At 70.2% G+C, this 16,992-nt stretch carries 9 protein-coding genes; 3 read left to right on the forward strand and 6 right to left on the reverse strand.

The genetic code is table 11. From position 1 onward, the window contains the following. Positions 1–190: 190 nt before the first annotated feature. From glgB to HJ588_RS08700, 3 genes are read right to left on the reverse strand one after another with little or no spacing between them, the layout of a single operon-like run. Positions 191–4,060, reverse strand: a complete 3,870-nt coding sequence (glgB, locus tag HJ588_RS08690; RefSeq protein WP_171154030.1) for a 1,4-alpha-glucan branching protein GlgB — start codon at positions 4,058–4,060, stop codon at positions 191–193. A gap of 7 nt (positions 4,061–4,067) precedes the next feature. Then, positions 4,068–5,789 (reverse strand): maltose alpha-D-glucosyltransferase, encoded by a 1,722-nt coding sequence (gene treS / locus HJ588_RS08695; protein ID WP_171154032.1) that lies wholly within the window; start codon positions 5,787–5,789, stop codon positions 4,068–4,070. A gap of 4 nt (positions 5,790–5,793) precedes the next feature. Beyond that, complete coding sequence (locus HJ588_RS08700; protein WP_171155552.1) at positions 5,794–7,827, reverse strand: alpha-1,4-glucan--maltose-1-phosphate maltosyltransferase; 2,034 nt, start codon at positions 7,825–7,827, stop codon at positions 5,794–5,796. Positions 7,828–7,980: 153 nt separating this feature from the next. Here HJ588_RS08700 and glgP point away from each other — a divergent pair, with 153 nt between their 5' ends. Beyond that, positions 7,981–10,575, forward strand: coding sequence for an alpha-glucan family phosphorylase (gene glgP / locus HJ588_RS08705; protein WP_171154034.1), 2,595 nt, complete (start codon positions 7,981–7,983; stop codon positions 10,573–10,575). Between the two features lie 4 nt (positions 10,576–10,579). Here the strand turns inward: glgP and HJ588_RS08710 are convergent, their stop codons facing one another. Together HJ588_RS08710 and HJ588_RS08715 are read right to left on the reverse strand one after the other, a co-directional pair. Beyond that, positions 10,580–12,301 carry a thiamine pyrophosphate-dependent enzyme gene (locus tag HJ588_RS08710; protein WP_171154036.1) on the reverse strand — a complete coding sequence of 574 codons (1,722 nt, stop codon included), beginning with the start codon at positions 12,299–12,301 and terminating at the stop codon, positions 10,580–10,582. Beyond that, positions 12,294–13,850 (reverse strand): FMN-binding glutamate synthase family protein, encoded by a 1,557-nt coding sequence (locus HJ588_RS08715; protein WP_171154038.1) that lies wholly within the window; start codon positions 13,848–13,850, stop codon positions 12,294–12,296. The genes HJ588_RS08710 and HJ588_RS08715 overlap by 8 nt, the downstream gene beginning before the upstream one ends. Before the next feature lie 98 nt (positions 13,851–13,948). Here HJ588_RS08715 and HJ588_RS08720 point away from each other — a divergent pair, with 98 nt between their 5' ends. Both HJ588_RS08720 and HJ588_RS08725 read left to right on the forward strand, forming a co-directional pair. Then, the gene (locus HJ588_RS08720; protein WP_171154040.1) at positions 13,949–14,311 is read left to right on the forward strand and encodes a hypothetical protein; all 363 of its coding nucleotides are present in this window, start codon (positions 13,949–13,951) and stop codon (positions 14,309–14,311) included. Next, positions 14,311–14,772, forward strand: a complete 462-nt coding sequence (locus HJ588_RS08725) for a hypothetical protein (RefSeq protein WP_246241785.1) — start codon at positions 14,311–14,313, stop codon at positions 14,770–14,772. The genes HJ588_RS08720 and HJ588_RS08725 overlap by 1 nt, the downstream gene beginning before the upstream one ends. A 40-nt stretch (positions 14,773–14,812) precedes the next feature. Here HJ588_RS08725 and glgX read toward each other — a convergent pair whose 3' ends face one another. After that, positions 14,813–16,957 (reverse strand): glycogen debranching protein GlgX, encoded by a 2,145-nt coding sequence (glgX, locus tag HJ588_RS08730; protein WP_171154042.1) that lies wholly within the window; start codon positions 16,955–16,957, stop codon positions 14,813–14,815. Positions 16,958–16,992: the final 35 nt, after the last annotated feature.

Consider the following 16,992-nt stretch of genomic DNA (forward strand, 5'->3'; position numbering starts at 1 on the left):
CGGCCTACTCGACCACCCAGGGCTTCGTCTCGGGTCAGCGCCTCGGCCTACTCGACCACCCAGGGCTTGGTCTCGGGTTAGCGCCTCGGCCTACTCGACCACCCAGGGCTTCGTCTCGGGTCAGCGCCTCGGCCTACTCGACCACCCAGGGTTCAGCGCCTCGGCCTACTCGACCACCCAGGGGGTTTCGCTAGGGGCGTTCAGGCGTCAGCCAGACCGCACCGAGCGGGGGCACGGTGACGAGCGCGGAGTAGGGCTGGCCGTTCCAGGGTTGCTCCTGCGCCTCGACGCCGCCGAGGTTGCCGCGGCCGGCACCGCCATACGTCTCGGCGTCGGTGTTGAGCACCTCGGCCCAGCGGCCGCCGCGCGGCAGCCCGACGCGCACGTCACGGGCCTCGACACCGCTGAAGTTGATCACCGAGGCGACGACGTCGCCCTTGCGCTCGGAGTCCTCGAAACGCAAGTAGGAGAACAGGTTTGCGTCGGCCGCGTTGGCGTCGATCCACTGGAAGCCGTCAGGGGCGTGGTCGAGCTTCCACAACGCCGGGTGCTCGGTGTAGAGCGCGTTGAGGTCGCGCACCAACTCCGCGATGCCGCGGTGAGCCGGCTGGTCGAGCAGCCACCAGTCGAGGCTGCGACCGTCGGCCCACTCGGCCTCCTGCGCGAACTCCGAACCCATGAAGAGCAACTGCTTGCCCGGGTGGCTCCACATGTTGGCGAGGAACGCCCGCACGCCGGCCAGCTGCTCCCACCGGTTGCCCGGCATCTTGCGCAGCAACGACCCCTTGCCGTGCACGACCTCGTCGTGGCTGATCGGGAGCACGAACTGCTCGCTCCACGCATAGACGAGCGCGAACGTCATCTTGTCGTGGTGGTAGCGCCGGTAAATCGGTTGCTGCGCAACGTAATCCAGCGTGTCGTGCATCCACCCCATGTTCCACTTGAAGCCGAAACCGAGGCCGCCCTGATCGGTCGGCTTGGTGACGCCGGGCCACGAGGTCGACTCCTCGGCGATCATCACCGTGCCCGGCATGCGCCGGTAGGTGGTCGCGTTGGTCTCCTGCAGCAGTTGCACCGCGTCGAGGTTCTCCCGGCCGCCGTGCTTGTTGGGCACCCACTGGCCCTCGTCGCGTGAGTAGTCGAGGTAGAGCATCGACGCCACACCGTCGACGCGCAGCGCGTCGGCGTGGAACTCCTGCATCCAGTAGACCGCGTTGGCGACCAGGAAGTTGCGCACCTGCGGACGGCCGAAATCGAAGATGTACGAACCCCATTCGGGGTGCCAGCCACGCCGCGGGTCCGGGTGCTCGTAGAGCGGCGTGCCGTCGAAACGGGCCAGCGCCCACTCGTCGGTCGCGAAGTGCCCCGGCACCCAGTCGAGGATGACGCCGATGCCGGCCTGGTGCAGCTTGTCGACCAGGAAGCGGAAGTCGTCGGGGGAGCCGAGCCGCGAATTCGGGGCGTAGTAGCCGGTGACGTGGTAGCCCCACGACGGCGGATAGGGATGCTCCATCACCGGCATGAACTCGACGTGGGTGAAGCCGAGTTCGCTGACGTAGGAGACGAGTTCGTCGGCGAGGTCGCGCCACGACCGGCCCTGGCGCCAGGACATCGGGTGCACCTCGTAGACGCTCATCGGCTGCGTGTGCGCGTCGACCGCCGAACGCTTCGCCAGCCAGTCCCCGTCGCCCCATTCGTATGACGTGTCGGTCACGACCGACGCGGTCGCAGGTGCCACCTCGGCCTGGCGCGCCATCGGGTCGGCCTTCTCGCGCCATACGCCGTCGGGGCCGAGCAGGTCGAACTTGTAACGGGTGCCGGCCTCGACACCGGGCACGAACAACTCCCAGACACCACTGGTGCCGAGCTGTCGCATCGGGTGGCCCTGACCGTTCCAGAGGTTGAAGTCGCCGATCAGACGGACGCCCTGGGCGTTGGGCGCCCACACCGAGAACGCCGTGCCCCGCACGTCGCCGAGCGGGCCGGCGTAGCTGCGCACGTGCGCCCCGAGCACGGTCCACAGCTGCTCGTGCCGGCCCTCGCCGATGAGGTGTAGATCGACCTCGCCGAGTGTCGGCAGGAAGCGGTAGGGGTCGTCGGCGACGTGCTCGACGCCGTCGTCGTAGGTGGTCACCACGCGGTAGTCGGGCACCTCGTCGACCGGGAGCCGCCCGCTCCAGAGGCCCTCGACCTCGTGGGTCAGGGGAGCCCGGGAACCGTCCGGCAGTTGCACTTCCACCGACCGGGCGAGCGGGCGGAAAACCCGCACCAACACACCGGATTGGTCCTGGTGCGGGCCGAGCAGCTGGTGTGGGTCGCCGTAGCGGCCGGTGAGAAGTTTCGCGGCCGCGTCGGCGGGGAGTGCGTCGGTGGACGGGGTATCGGTCGGCATGTCGGTGCTCCTTGGTCTCGATACGGGCTCGCCCTGGGGGGCTCGCCCTACTCGACCGGCGGGGGTGGGGGTGGGCTCGGCCTGGGTTGCTGGCCCTACTCGACCGGCGGGGGTGGGGGTGGGCTCGCCCTGGGGGGCTGGCCCTACTCGACCGGCGGGGGTGGGGGTGGGCTCGCCCTGGGGGGCTGGCCCTACTCGACCGGCGGGGGTGGGGGTGGGCTCGCCCAGCAGCCGGTCGATCGCGCTGCGGGGGATCGGCAGCCAGGTGGGCCGGTTGCGCACCTCGTAGACGACCTCGTAGGAGGCCTTGTCGACCTCGAACGCGTCGAGCAACGCCTGGTGCGCGGCGAGGTCGACGTCCAGCTCGGTCGCGTAGCCGTCGAGGAACGCGGCGCGTGCGTCGGCAGCCCAGCCGCGCCGGTCGCCGCCGATGCGTTCCTGCCGGATCAACTCCTGCTCGATCGAACCGGCGGCGTAGTCGAACGACCGCAGCATGCCCGCGACGTCGCGCAGCGGCTGGTCGAGCTGGGTGCGTTCGGGCAGCGGACGCAACGGCTCGCCCTCGAAGTCGAGCAGCACCCAGCCACGCTCGGGGGTATCGAGCACCTGACCGAGGTGGTAGTCGCCGTGGATCCGTTGCAGCGCAGGCCAATTCGAGTCGGCGGCAGCGGCGAGGAGCGCCTCGAACGCCTGCCGGCGCTCACCCAGCTCGGGCACGGCGGCGGCGGCCGCGGCAAACCGCATCCGCATGGCGTCCAGCGACCTGCGAGTGGTGTCGGCATCGGCAGCGGCGGTCGGCAGCGCCTCCGCGAGCTGGCGGTGCACCTGCGCGGTGGCGACCCCGAGGGCCCGGGCCGGCCCGGCGAAGGACCGGTTGGCGCGTGCCGCGTCGAGCGCCTCCCGCCACGCGTCCCGCACCCCGGGGAAGAACTCCTGCGCGAAGGCGAGGTCGCCGGAGAGGCGCGGGACGGCCGCATCGCCCGAGACCGCAGGCCATTCGCCGCGCAGAGAGGCGACCATCTGCGGCACGTGCTCGCTGCCCGCGGCGCTCAGCACGGTCTGCAGCTCGACATCGGGGTTGTCCCCGGGCTGCACGACGCGGAACACCTTGATGATCACCGGTTCGTCGCGCTCGACGTCGACGATGATCGAGGTGTTGGACTGCTCGCCGGACAACACCCGGCTCGAGCTGATCGCCGGGACCGCGGCGTGCCGAAAACCACTGCCGCGCACGGTGATCGACGGGTCCAGCACCTCACCGGTCGGGCCGCTCTCGTCGTGCATCTCGAAGGCGGCCTGCCGCCCGCCCGTCACCATCGTGCGCAGCAGCGTGGCCACGAAGACCGGGTCGTGCGGGCCGTCATAGGCGAAGCGGCGTCCGAGCGTCGAGTGCTCGAGCTCGCCGATGAGCGCGTGCTCCGCGCCGGGCAGCGGGGCACCGCGGTAGGTCACCGGCACCTGGTAGACCACCGGCTCGGCGCCGGACTCGTCGACCAGGAAGAGCACCTCGACACCGACCTCGCCGGCCGGGTCGTCGAAGCGGTAGTTGCCGAGCGGGCGCAGCTTCGGGGCGCTGCCCTTGCCGACATACCAACGCTGTTCGCCGATCCAGGCCTCGACGACGTCCTTCTTGGACGGCGTCAGGGTCGCGCGGTGGATGATCGCCATCGGTGCCTCAGTCTCCCTGCTGCGGGCGGACGACCAGCCAGAAGAAGTCGCGGGAGCCGAGCGTCAGCGTGACCGAGCCGTCGTCGCCGACCGGGGGGAAGTAACCGCCGCCGAACGTGTCGCGCAGCCGGGCTCCGGCGAACCGCTCCGGCAGCTGCACCGTCACCGACTGGGGACGACTCGACAGGTTGTTGACGCAGAGCACGTCGCGCACCTCGATCTCGTCGTCGGGGTCGTCCTCGGGACGCAACGACCTGGTGAACGCGAGGATCGCCTCGTTGTCGGTCTCCTGCGTGGCGTAGTCGCCGAGACCGAAGACCGGGTAGCGCTTCCGGATCGCGAGCATCTCCCGGGTCCAGTGCAGCAGCGACGACCCGGAGCCCATCTGGGCTTCGACGTTCACGTTGTTGTAGTGGTAGACGAGGCTGGAAACGATGGGCAGATATAGCTTTCCGGGGTCCGAGGTCGAGAAGCCGGCGTTGCGGTCGGGTGACCACTGCATCGGCGTGCGCACCGCGTCGCGGTCCTCGAGCCAGATGTTGTCGCCCATGCCGATCTCGTCGCCGTAGTAGAGACACGGCGACCCCGGCAGCGAGAGCAGCAGCGCGTTGATCAGCTCGGTCTCGGCCCGCGAGTTGTCGAGCAGGGTCGCGAGCCGCCGCCGGATGCCGACGTTGGCGCGCATCCGGGGGTCGGGGGCGTACCAGCCGTACATCGCGGCGCGCTCCTCGGGCGTGACCATCTCGAGGGTGAGCTCGTCGTGGTTGCGCAGGAATGTGCCCCACTGGGTGCCGCCCGGGATCTGCGGCGTCTCGTCCATCACCTCGATGATGCGGGTCGCCTTCTCGTCACGCAGGGCGTAGTAGAGCCGCGGCATGATCGGGAAGTGGAAGCACATGTGGCACTCGGGGTCCTCCGGGGTGCCGAAGTAGTCGACCACCTCGTCGGGCATCTGGTTGGCCTCCGCGAGCAGCACCCGTCCCGGGTATTCCTCGTCCACCATCTTGCGCAGCTTGGCGAGGAATTCGTGTGTCTTCGGGTGGTTTTCGCCGTTGTGCCCCTCTTCGATGTAGAGGTAGGGGATCGCGTCGAGGCGGAACCCGTCGATGCCGAGGTCCATCCAGAACCGGACGATCTCGAAGATCTCCTCGTGCACCTTCTCGTTCTCGAAGTTGAGATCGGGCTGGTGGGAGAAGAAGCGGTGCCAGAAGAACTCGCGGCGCACCGGGTCGAAGGTCCAGTTGGAGACCTCGGTGTCGACGAAGATGATGCGCGCGTCGGCATACTTCTCGTCGGTGTCGGACCACATGTAGTAGTCGCCGTAGGGCCCCTCGGGGTCCGACCGCGACGCCTGGAACCACGGGTGCTGGTCGCTGGTGTGGTTGATCACCAGGTCGGTGATGATGCGTATGCCGCGCGCGTGCGCCTGCGACACCAGCTCGGTGAACTCCGGCAGCGTCCCGAACTCCGGCAGCACCGCGCGGTAGTCGGCGATGTCGTAGCCGCCGTCACGCAGCGGCGAGGCGTAGAACGGCGGCAGCCAGAGACAGTCGACGCCGAGCCACTGCAGGTAGTCGAGCCGGTTGATCAGGCCGGTGAAGTCGCCGGTGCCGTTGCCGGTCGAATCGCCGAAGGCACGCACCAGCACCTCGTAGAAGACGGCCTTGCGAAACCATTGCGGGTCGTGACGCAGACCGGGCTGCTGCAGGCTGAATCCCTGGACGGACAACGGTCTAGAACCTCCGGACTTCGACGATGTGCACCGGCTGGGCGTCGGGGCCCAGCCTGACGTAGTTGTGCTCGCCCCATTGCCAGGTCGAGTCGGTCAGCAGGTCGTGCGCGACGAACGAGTCACCAGGCTGCAGGCCGAGCGCCGCCAGGTCCAGGTGGATCGTCGACTCGCGTGTCGCGTGCGGGTCGGTGTTGGCCACCACGACGATGACGTCGTCGCCGCGACGCTTGGAGAAGACCAGCAGCGCCGGGTCGTCGACCCGGTGGAAGGTGATGTTGCGCAGCCAGTGCAATGCCGGGTGCGCACGGCGAATCTCGTTGAGCTGCTTCAGGTATGGCGCGAGCGACTGCCCCTCACGCTCCCCGCCGGGCTGGTAGAGCTCCCACCGGCGGTCCTTGTACTCGTACTTCTCGTTGTCGATCTGCTCCTCGGCGCCCGGACGCGCGACGTGCTCGACCAGCTCGTAACCGGAGTAGATGCCGTAGGTCGGCACGAGGGTCGCGGCCAGGGCGGCGCGCAGCTTCCAGGCGGTCGGCCCGCCGTACTGCATGTAGGGGGTGAGGATGTCGTGCGTGGTCGGCCAGAAACTGGGCCGCATGTAGGGCGCGTCCTGCGACGCGAGCTGCTCGACATACTCCTGCAGCTCGGCCGCGCCGTTGCGCCACGCGTAATAGGTGTAGCTCTGCTGGAAGCCGATCTTGGCGAGCGTCGCCATCATCGCCGGCCGGGTGAAGGCCTCGGCGAGCCAGACCACGTCGGGGTGGTCGCGGGCGACGTCCTCGATCAGCCACTGCCAGAACTCCAGCGGCTTGGTGTGCGGGTTGTCGACGCGGAAGATCTTGACGCCGTGGTCGATCCACACCTGCACCACGCGGCGCACCTCGGCGTAGATGCCCTGCGGGTCGTTGTCGAAATTGACCGGATAGATGTCCTGGTATTTCTTCGGCGGGTTCTCCGCGTAGGCGATGGTGCCGTCGGCGCGGGTGGTGAACCACTCCGGGTGCGAGGCGACCCACGGGTGATCGGGGGAGCACTGCAACGCCAGGTCGAGCGCGACCTCCAGCCCGAGCTCACCGGCGCGGGCGACGAACGCGTCGAAGTCCTCGAACGTCCCGAGGTCGGGATGTATGGCGTCGTGGCCCCCGTCGGCGCTGCCGATCGCATAGGGGGAGCCGGGGTCGTGCGGCCCGGCGGTCAGCGTGTTGTTCGGGCCCTTGCGGTTGGTGGTGCCGATCGGGTGGATCGGCGTCAGGTAGACGACGTCGAAACCCATGTCGGCGACCGCGGGCAGCCGGTCCTGCGCGGTGCGCAGCGTGCCCGAGATCCACTGTCCCTTCTCATGATCGAAGCGGGCGCCTTCGCTGCGCGGGAAGAGTTCGTACCACGCGCCGTAGAGGGCGCGGTCGCGTTCGACGAGCCAGGCGTAGGTGGGGCTGGCGCTGACGAAGTCGCGCAGCGGCGTCTGCCGCATGACGCGCTCGACCTCGCCGGTGGTGCCGGCCGCGAGGCGGGTGCCGGGCGGCTGTTCCTTGTCCCGCAGGGTCGCGATCGCGTCGGTCAGCACGGCCTTGTCCGCGTCGGCGTGCGGCACCTGCGCGACCGCCCGCTCCAGCACCCGCGCGCCCTCCTCGAGCATCAGCTCGACGTCCACCTCGGCTGCGATCTTGATCACGGCGTCGTGCTCCCACGTGCCGTAGGGATCGGACCAGCCCTCGACCCGGTAGGACCAGAGACCCGGCCGGTCGGCGACGAGCGTGCCCTCCCAGGCGTCCAGGCCGGGATTGGTCAGTGTCATCGGCAGTAGCGTCGTCACGTCGTCGGGGTCGGTGACCACGACCGTCGCGTTGACCGCGTCGTGACCCTCGCGGAACACGGTCGCGGTGACCGGAAACTCTTCCCCGACAACAGATTTGGTGGGCAGCACGCCGCCGTCGACGGACGGCGCGACGTCCTGCACCGGGATGCGTCCTATCGGGCGTGCGCTCGGGATCTTGCTCGATGTCGAAGTCTTGGTGGTCGGCAGGGGACGGGCCATCGGCTCCTGGTCAGTCACCGCACCGACGCTACACAATCCGCACCCCGGACTGACACCTGTCGCCGCAACCTCCGGCCGCACAGATGAGCGGCGCGGCACATCATCACCCTTTGGTGCTCGCACCCACGGGTGAGCGCCCTACCATCGGTGCACGTGAGAGCCATCCGCCGCTTCAATGTCCGCACCGCGCTGCCCGAGCCGCTGTCCCCGTTGTCCGAACTCGCGACCAACCTGCGGTGGTCGTGGCACAGCCGCACCCGCGAGCTGTTCCGCGATATGGACCCCGAGGCGTGGGAGCGGGTGCACGAGGACCCGGTCGCGCTGCTCGCGGCGCTCACCCCGGAGTGCCTCGCGGAGCTGGCCGCGGACGAGTCCTTCGTCGCCCGGATCCGCGCCGCGAGCGAGGGGTTGTCGTCATACCTCACCTCGAAGGTCTGGTACGACGACTTCCGCGGCGAGCGGCAGGCGCCGGCGTCGATCGCCTACTTCAGCGCCGAGTTCGGGCTGACGCACGTGCTGCCGCAGTATTCCGGCGGCCTCGGCATCCTCGCCGGCGACCACCTGAAGTCCGCGAGCGACCTCGGCGTGCCGATCGTCGGGATCGGCCTGTTCTACAAGTCCGGCTACTTCAAGCAGCAGCTGTCGGCCGACGGGTGGCAACTCGAGACCTACCCGCTGCTCGACCCCGACGACCTGCCGCTGTCGCTGGTCCGCGAGGCCGACGGCACCCCGGCCGAGGTCGTGCTCGCGCTGCCCGGCGACCGCACCGTGCGGGCCCGGATCTGGAAGGCGCAGGTCGGGCGGGTGCCGTTGCTGCTGCTCGACTCCGACGTCGAGGGCAACGACGCGGCCGCCCGCGAGCTGACCGGCCGCCTGTATGGCGGGGGCGGCGACCAGCGCCTCGAGCAGGAGATGCTGCTCGGCATCGGCGGCGTCCGCGCGCTGCGCACCTGGTCCCGGCTGACCGGTGCGCCGGAGCCCGAGGTCTATCACTGCAACGAGGGCCACGCCGGCTTCCTCTCGGTGGAGCGCATCAGCGAGCTGGTCACCCGGCAGGGGCTCGACTTCGACCAGGCCCAGCAGGTCGTGCGCGCCAGCAACGTCTTCACCACGCACACGCCGGTGCCGGCGGGTATCGACCGCTTCGACGCCGAGGCGGTGCGCGCGCACTTCAGCGGGCACGGCGAGCTCGCCGGGGTGCCGGTCGACCGCGTGCTGCCGCTGGGCGCGGAGGACTACGACGGCGGCCAGCCGGGCATCTTCAACATGGCCGTGATGGGGCTGCGTATGGCGCAGCGCAGCAACGGCGTCTCCCTGCTGCACGGCGAGGTCAGCCGCGAGATGTTCGACGTCCTGTGGCCGGGCTTCGACGACACGGAGGTGCCGATCACCAGCATCACCAACGGTGTTCACGCCCCGACGTGGATGGATCCGAAGGTGGTGGACCTGGCTCGCCGCCACCTCGGCGAGCAGGACGTGCGCGAGGGGATCGGCTGGGACGATGTCGACCGCATCCCGCGGGCGGAGCTGTGGGCGGTCAAACGCGAGCTGCGCGAGCAACTCGTCGCCGACGTGCGGGAGCGGATGCGCCGGTCGGCGAGCACCCGCGGCGCGAGCCAGGCCGAGCTCGGCTGGACCGACCAGATCCTCGACCCCGATGTGCTGACGATCGGCTTCGCGCGGCGCGTGCCGACCTACAAGCGGCTCACGCTGATGCTGCGCGACCCCGAGCGGCTACGGGCGCTGCTGCTGCACCCGGAGCGGCCGATCCAGCTGGTGATCGCCGGCAAGTCGCACCCGGCCGACGAGACCGGCAAGAAGCTGATCCAGGAGATGGTGCGCTTCACCGACGACCCGCAGCTGCGGCAGCGCATCGTCTTCCTGCCCAACTACGACATGGAGATGGCCCAGACGCTGATGCCCGGTGTCGACGTCTGGCTGAACAACCCGCTGCGGCCCTACGAGGCCTCCGGCACCTCCGGCATGAAGGCCGCGCTCAACGGCGGCCTCAACCTGTCGATCCTCGACGGCTGGTGGGACGAGTGGTATGACGGCGAGAACGGCTGGGCGATCCCGTCGGCCGACCCGACCGGCGTCACCGGCGAGCCGACGATGGACGAGAACCGCCGCGACGACCTCGAGGCCGCCGCTCTCTACGACCTCATCGAGTCGCAGGTCGCGGCGCGGTTCTACGACGTCGACGAGCAGGGCGTGCCGCAGCACTGGCTGGAGATGGTCGAGCACACCCTGCGGGTGCTCGGCCCGAAGGTGCTCGCGACCCGCATGGTGCGCGACTACACCACGCTGCTCTACACCCCGGCCGCGATCGCCGGGCGTGCGGCCAGCAGCGACGACTACGCCCTTGCCCGTGACCTTGCGGCATACCGTGACAACGCGCGGAATGCGTTCTCGCACCTGCAGATCGAACACGTCGAGGCCGAGGGCGTGAGCGACGCGCCGCTGGTTGGTGACCAGCTCACCGTGCGGGCCTACGTCCAGCTCGCCGGGCTCGCACCCGACCAGGTCACGGTGCAGGCGGTGCACGGCCGGGCCAGCGACAGCGACGAGCTGCGCGACGTCGAGGTCGTCGACCTCGCGCCCGCGCAGGACCTCGGCGACGGCCGCTGGCGCTTCGACGGGTCGGTCGCGCTGCGCCGGTCCGGCGCGTTCGGTTACACCGTCCGCGTGCTGCCGAGGCACCCGGCGCTGGCCAACCCGGTCGAGCTGGGCCTGGTCGTCAACGCCTGAGGCGTCACCTGCTCTGCAGGAACTCCTTGGACTTGGCGATCGCGAACCCCCACGCCTGACCGGGCGTCGCCTTGGGCGGCAGCGCGATCTCGTCGGGGTTGGTGACCATGTCCAGCAGGTAGGGGCCGTCGGTCGCCAGCGCCGTCCGCACCGCGTCGTCGACGTCGGCGGCGCCGGTGACCCGGCGGGCCGGGACGCCCATCGCCTCGGCGACCGCGGCCAGGTCGGGGTTGTCGAGCTCGGTGCCGAACTCCGGCAGACCGCCCTGCTCCTGCTCGAGCTTGACCATGCCGAGCCGCCCGTTGTCGTAGACCACGAAGGTCACCGGCAGCCGGTGGGTCACCGCCGTGCGCAGGTCGCCGAGCAGCATGGTCAGGCCGCCGTCGCCGCAGTTGGCGATCACCTGCCGGCTGCGGTCGAGCGCCTGTGCGCCGAGCGCCTGCGGCATGGCGTTGGCCATCGAACCGAGGTTGTAGGAGCCGAGCAGCCTTCTGGTGCCTCGCAATTCGATGAAGCGCGACAACCAGACCGTCGCCATGCCGGTGTCGCTGGTGAAGATCGCGTCGTCGGCCGCGTGCCGGTTGAGCGCCGCGGCGACCGCCTCGGGACGGATGCGGTGGTCGGGGTTGTCGGCCTTCCCGCGGAGCCGGCCGAGCAGCGTGCGGTCGTGCCCGGGGTCGGCCAGCTTCGCCTGCTCCTCGCGCCATTCGCGGTATGCCGAGGCCGCCTTCTGCAGATGCTTGCCCTTCTTGCCCGCCCGCAGTCGCGGCAGGAGGGCGCGCACGGTCGGACCCACGTGACCGACGAGCGCGTGCGTCACCGCGGTGCGCCGTCCGATGTGGCCGGCCCGCTGGTCGAGCTGGATCACGGTCTTGTCGCTCGGCAGCCAGTCGCGATAGGGGAAGTCGGTGCCGAGGAGGAAGAGCGTGTCGCAGTCGTCGAACGCCTCCTTGGTCGCCGGGTTGCCGATCAGACCGGATTGTCCGATCTGGTAAGGGTTTTCGGCCTCCAGGCCCTCCTTGCCCTTGAGCGTCAGGACCATCGGCGCCTGCAGGACCTCGGCCAGCTCGAGCACTGCGTCGCGGTCGGCCCGCGCGCCGCAGCCGACCAGAAGGGTCACCTTGCCGGCGTCGTTGAGCGCGGTCGCCGCGGCGTCCAGCTGCGCCTCGGGTGCGGCCGCCTGCTCGGCCCGCGGCGCGAAGCGGGGCGCGGTGGTGTCCTTGCCGACCTCCTGCGAGCCGAGGTCGCCGGGAAGGGTCAGCACCGCCACCCCCTGCTCGGCGTATGCCGTGTTGACCGCCTGCTCGAGCAGTCCCGGCAGCTGCGCCGGGCTCGTGACCGTCTCGTTGAACACCGCGACGTCGGCGAAGAGCACGTCGTTGTCGACCTCCTGGAAGAAGTCGCTGCCGAGCTCCGGGCTCGGCACCTGCCCGCACAACGCGAGCACGGGCGCGTGCGACTTCTTGGCGTCATACAGGCCGTTGAGGAGGTGTATCGACCCGGGGCCGACAGTGCCCATGCAGACCCCGATCCGGCCGGTGAGCTGGGCCTGCGCCCCGGCCGCGAAGGCCGCGACCTCCTCGTGCCGCACGCCGATCCACTCGACGCCGTCGTTGCGGCGGATCGCGTCGGTGACCGGGTTGAGGGCGTCGCCGACGACGCCCCACACCTGCTCGACGCCGTGCTCGGCCAGCGCCCCGACGATCAGTTCGGCAATGTCAGTCATGCGAAATCCTCTCTCCTGCACGATATTTCGAGATCGGGAAGCTGAAACGGTCGGCGCTCGCGAGCTGCCAGTCGCGGGTCCAGTCCTCCGGACCGCCGTCCAGCAGCTCCCCGGGCCGCAACCAGGTGAAGAGTTCGGCGTAGGTGCGGCTCTCGTCGGGGGAGGTGTTGTGCCGCAGCATCCACGGACTGAGCTCGTGCGGCTCCCGCGCGCCGAGCGTCGCCATGAGTTGCGCCGCCTGCGCGACGGTCGCCTCCTGGTAGCGGCGCACGCGCTCGCTCTTGTCGTCCACGTCGAGTGCGCGGGCTCGCGCGTGGCTCTGGGTCGCGACCCCGACCGGGCACTTGCCGGTGTGGCACTGCTGCGCCTGGATGCAGCCCGCGGCCATCATCATCGCGCGCGCGGCGTTGGTGTAGTCGGCTCCCTGGATGAGCCGCTTGACGATGTCGGCGCCGCCGGCGATCTTGCCGCTCGCACCCAGCTTGATGCGCTCCCGCAGCCCGGTGCCGACGAGCGCGTTGTGCACGGTCATCAGCCCGTCGGTGAGCGGCATGCCGACGTGGTCCTCGTATTCGAGCGGGGCAGCGCCGGTGCCACCCTCGGACCCGTCGACGATGATGAAGTCGGGTGCGGTGCCGACCTCGAGCATCGCCTTGCAGATCGCGAGCACGTCGACCCGCGACCCGACGCACAGCTTGAAGCCGGCCGGCTTGCCGCCGCTGAGTTCGCGCATGCGCGCTACGAATTCGATGAGTTCGGCCGGTGTGCGGAAGACCTTGTGCGCGGCCGGGCTCACGCACTTCTCGCCCTGTGGCACGCCGCGCACCGCGGCGATCTCGGCGCTCACCTTGGCGGCCGGCAGCACCCCGCCGATGCCGGGCTTGGCGCCCTGGCTGAGTTTCAGCGACACGCACCTGACCTGCTCGTGGGCGGCGTTGTCCCGGAACTGCGCCGGGTCGAAGTCACCGTCCTTGGTGCGGGTGCCGAAGTAGCCCGAGCCGATCTCCCAGACCAGGTCGCCGCCGTGCTCCAGGTGGTATGACGACAGGCCGCCTTCGCCGGTGTCGTGCGCGAACCCGCCCATCGCGGCACCCTTGTTGAGCGCGCGGATCGCGGCCGCCGACAACGCCCCGAAACTCATCGCGGAGACGTTCAGCAGCGCCATGCTGTAGGGCCGGGAGCAGTCCGGGCCGCCGACCAGCACCCGCGGCGGACGGTCGGGCGCCTCGAGCGGTGCCGTCGAATGCACCAGGGCCTCGTAACCGGTCTGGTTGACGTCGCGCTCGGTGCCGAACGGCAGCTCGCCGTGGATGCCTTTCGCCCGCTCGTAGATCACCGACCGGGTGTCCCGGTCGTACGGGCGACCGTCCCAGTTGCGCTCGATGAAGTACTGCTGCAGCTCCGGCCGGATGTCCTCCAGCAGATAACGCAGGTGACCGACCACGGGGTAGTTGCGCAGCACCGAGTGCTTGCGCTGGAGCAGGTCGTGCGCGGTCAGCGCGGCCACCGCACCGGCGGCGGTGGCCGCCGCGGCTCGCCAGGACGCCATGGATGTTTCTCCGTTCTCGTGTGCGGACAAGTGCGCTCCTACCCTCCGCACGGCAGCTGCATGCGAGCTGAATGTCGTGCCTTCCGTACGATGTCCGGGTGCTCGTGCCCCTCACCGTCGTCTTGGTCGTGCTGCTCGCCGCACTCGCGGGCTACGCCGCCTACCTGACGATCGCCGGCCGGGCGATGGACAACCCGATGTTCTACCTGGCCTGCGCCGCCGAGTTCGCGATCATCGCGCAGCTGGTGGTCGGCATCATGCGCATCGGTGACAGCCCGGGCCACATGTCGCAGGGGCTGTTCGTCGCCTACCTGGCAGGGCTGGTGCTCGTGGTGCCGGTCGCCGGCTTCTGGGGCATCGCCGAGCGGACCACCCGGTGGGGGACCGGCGTCGTCCTCGTCGGCGCCCTCGGCCTGCTGGTGATGGTCGGCCGCCTGCTGCAACTGTGGAACGGCAGCTGATGTCGATGGCACGCTCCTCGATGTCGACCCCGGCCTCATCGCCGACCCCGACCAACACCGGCCCCGGACGCATGCTCGTGGCGGTCTACGGCCTCTTCGCGCTCGCCGCGACCGGCCGCTCGGTCATGCAGATCGCCCAGACGTGGCCCGACCAGCACCTGCCCTACTGGCTGTCGGCGCTCGCCGCGGTCGTCTATTGCGTCGCCACGGTCGCGCTCGCCCGCGGCGACCGCACCAGCGCGCGAATCGCCCTGGGAACCATCAGCTTCGAACTTTTCGGGGTGATCGCTGTCGGCATCTGGTCGTATGCCGACAAGGCCGCGTTCGTCGCGGCCGGCCAGGCGGGGGACACCACCGTCTGGTCGAAGTTCGGGCAGGGCTACGGCTACGTGCCGCTCATCCTGCCGATCGTCGGACTCTGGTGGCTGCGGCGCACGGGCCGGAGAGCGGCCGGCGCCTAACCCGGGCGAGCGCGTCCCGCGGCGGACGGGTCTGCGCGGATCAGCGCCCCCGCCATACGGCGAACGAGGCTGCGGTCATGGGATATTCGTCGCCGACCGCGACCTCCTGACCGGGCACCTGGTCGGGCCGGTCGTAGCTGCTGTCCCAGACCAGATCCCACCGGGTGACCCCCGTCTGCTTCGGCAGCCGCACCGGCCCGTCGTGCGCGGCACCATGGAGGACCAGCAGCAGGCGGTCGTCCTGCACGTCGGTGCCGTCGAAGACCACCTGCACGGTGCGGGTCGACCCGTCGTTCCACTTGTCGGCCGTCATCACCGCGCCGTGGGCGTCGTGCCAGTGCAGCGCGGCGAGGGTGTCGCCGTCGACCGGGTCGCCGGGGAAGAACTCCCGCTGACGCAGCACCGGGTGCGCGGCGCGCAGCTCCACGAGAAACGCGGTGGTGTCTGCGAGGTTACGCTGCCAGTCCTCGAGATTCCAGTTGTACCAACTGATTTCGTTGTCCTGGCAGTAGGCGTTGTTATTGCCCTGCTGGGTCCGCCCGAATTCGTCGCCGCCGAGCAGCATCGGCACCCCGGAGGAGAGCAGCAGCGTCGCGAGCAGGTTGCGCATCGCCCGGCGCCGGTGCTGCTCGAGCTCGGCGTGGACGCCGTCGTGCCCCTCGACCCCGAAATTCCAGGAGCGGTTGTCGTCGCTGCCGTCCCGGTTGTCCTCACCGTTTGCCTCGTTGTGCTTGGTGTTGAAGGCGGTCAGGTCGGCGGCGGGGAAGCCGTCGTGCGTGGTGACGATGTTGATCGACGCCATCGGCGACCGCGACCCGAAGAGGTCGCGCGACCCGGCGAGGCGGGTGCCGAGGTCGCTCACGCCGTGCGCCGGCCGGCCGGCCAGGTCCGCCGCGACGTCGCCGAGCCAGAAGTCGCGCACGGTGTCGCGGAAGCGGTCGTTCCAGTCGGCGAACGGCGCCGGGAACTGCCCGGTCCGCCAGCCGTGCGAGCCGACGTCCCACGGTTCGGCGATCAGCTTCACCCGCGACAGCACGGGGTCGGCCCGCAGCGCCATCAGGAAGGGGTGGTCGGGGGTGAAGGCGTCGTCGGCGCCGCGGGCGAGCGCCGGTGCGAGGTCGAAGCGGAAGCCGTCGACGTGCATCTCCTGCGCCCAGTAGCGCAGCGAGTCCAGCACCATGCGCAGTCCGGCCGGCTGCCGCAGGTCGACGGTGTCCCCGCACCCGGTGACGTCGACGTCGTTGCCGCGCTCGTCCAGCCGGTAGTAGGTCGCCTCGGCCAGCCCGCGCCACGACAGGGTCGCGCCGCCGCCGGCGCTCTGCTCGGCGGTGTGGTTGTAGACGACGTCGAGGATCACCTCGATGCCGGCCGCGTGCAGCAGCTTGACCATGCCCTTGAACTCGGCGATCACCTCCTGCGGCTCCGCCGCCGAGGCGTATGCCGCATGGGGCGCGAAGAAGCCGAGTGTGTTGTAACCCCAGTAGTTCTGCCGGCCGGCCCGCACCAGCCCCGGCTCGGAGGTGAAGGCGTGCACCGGCAGCAACTCCACCGAGGTGACGCCGAGCCGCCGCAGGTGCGCGATCGTCGCGGGGTGCGCGACCCCGGCATAGGTGCCGCGCAGGTGCTCGGGCACGTCCGGCAGCAGCTTGGTGAGGCCGCGCACGTGGGTCTCGTAGAGCACTGTCCGGTCCCAGGGGACCTGCGGCGACGCGTCGTCGCCCCAGTCGAATCCGTCCGCGACGACCACGCTGCGCGGCATAAAGGGCGCGCTGTCGCGGTCGTCGCGGACCGAGCCGTCACCGGCGAAGGAGTCATCGACGCGGTGACCGAAAACCTCCGGACGCCAGGTGACTTCGCCGGCGATGCCGCGTCCGTAGGGGTCGAGCAGCAGTTTGGCCTTGTTGAAGCGGTCGCCCCGCTCGGGCGCCCACGGCCCGTCCGCGCGGAAGCCGTAGCGCTGCCCGGACCCGATGCCGGCGACGTGCCCGGCCCACACCCCGTGGGCGTGCCGGGTCAACGGCAGCCGGCGCTCGGCGCCGTCCGCGTCGAACAGGCAGACCTCCACCGCGGTGGCGCGCTCGGCATACACCGCGAACTCGACCCCGTCACCGGTGACGGATGCGCCCAGAGGGGGAGGTGCGTCGGGTGAGTTGCGGACGCTGACGAGAGGGTCGGTCGCGGGCATGGTGGGGAGGGTACTGAGCGTCCTGCCGGTCAAGT

It is taken from the genome of Flexivirga aerilata (genome assembly GCF_013002715.1).
Taxonomy (GTDB): Bacteria; Actinomycetota; Actinomycetes; order Actinomycetales; family Dermatophilaceae; genus Flexivirga; species Flexivirga aerilata.

Bases quoted from the DNA above. Each gene is read 5' to 3' on its own strand.
- glgB (WP_171154030.1), bottom strand. From the start codon at position 4,060: ATGGCGATCATCCACCGCGCGACCCTGACGCCGTCCAAGAAGGACGTC.
- HJ588_RS08700 (WP_171155552.1), bottom strand. From the start codon at position 7,827: ATGGCCCGTCCCCTGCCGACCACCAAGACTTCGACATCGAGCAAGATC.
- HJ588_RS08710 (WP_171154036.1), bottom strand. From the start codon at position 12,301: ATGACTGACATTGCCGAACTGATCGTCGGGGCGCTGGCCGAGCACGGC.
- HJ588_RS08715 (WP_171154038.1), bottom strand. From the start codon at position 13,850: ATGGCGTCCTGGCGAGCCGCGGCGGCCACCGCCGCCGGTGCGGTGGCC.
- HJ588_RS08725 (WP_246241785.1), top strand. From the start codon at position 14,311: ATGTCGATGGCACGCTCCTCGATGTCGACCCCGGCCTCATCGCCGACC.
- glgX (WP_171154042.1), bottom strand. From the start codon at position 16,957: ATGCCCGCGACCGACCCTCTCGTCAGCGTCCGCAACTCACCCGACGCA.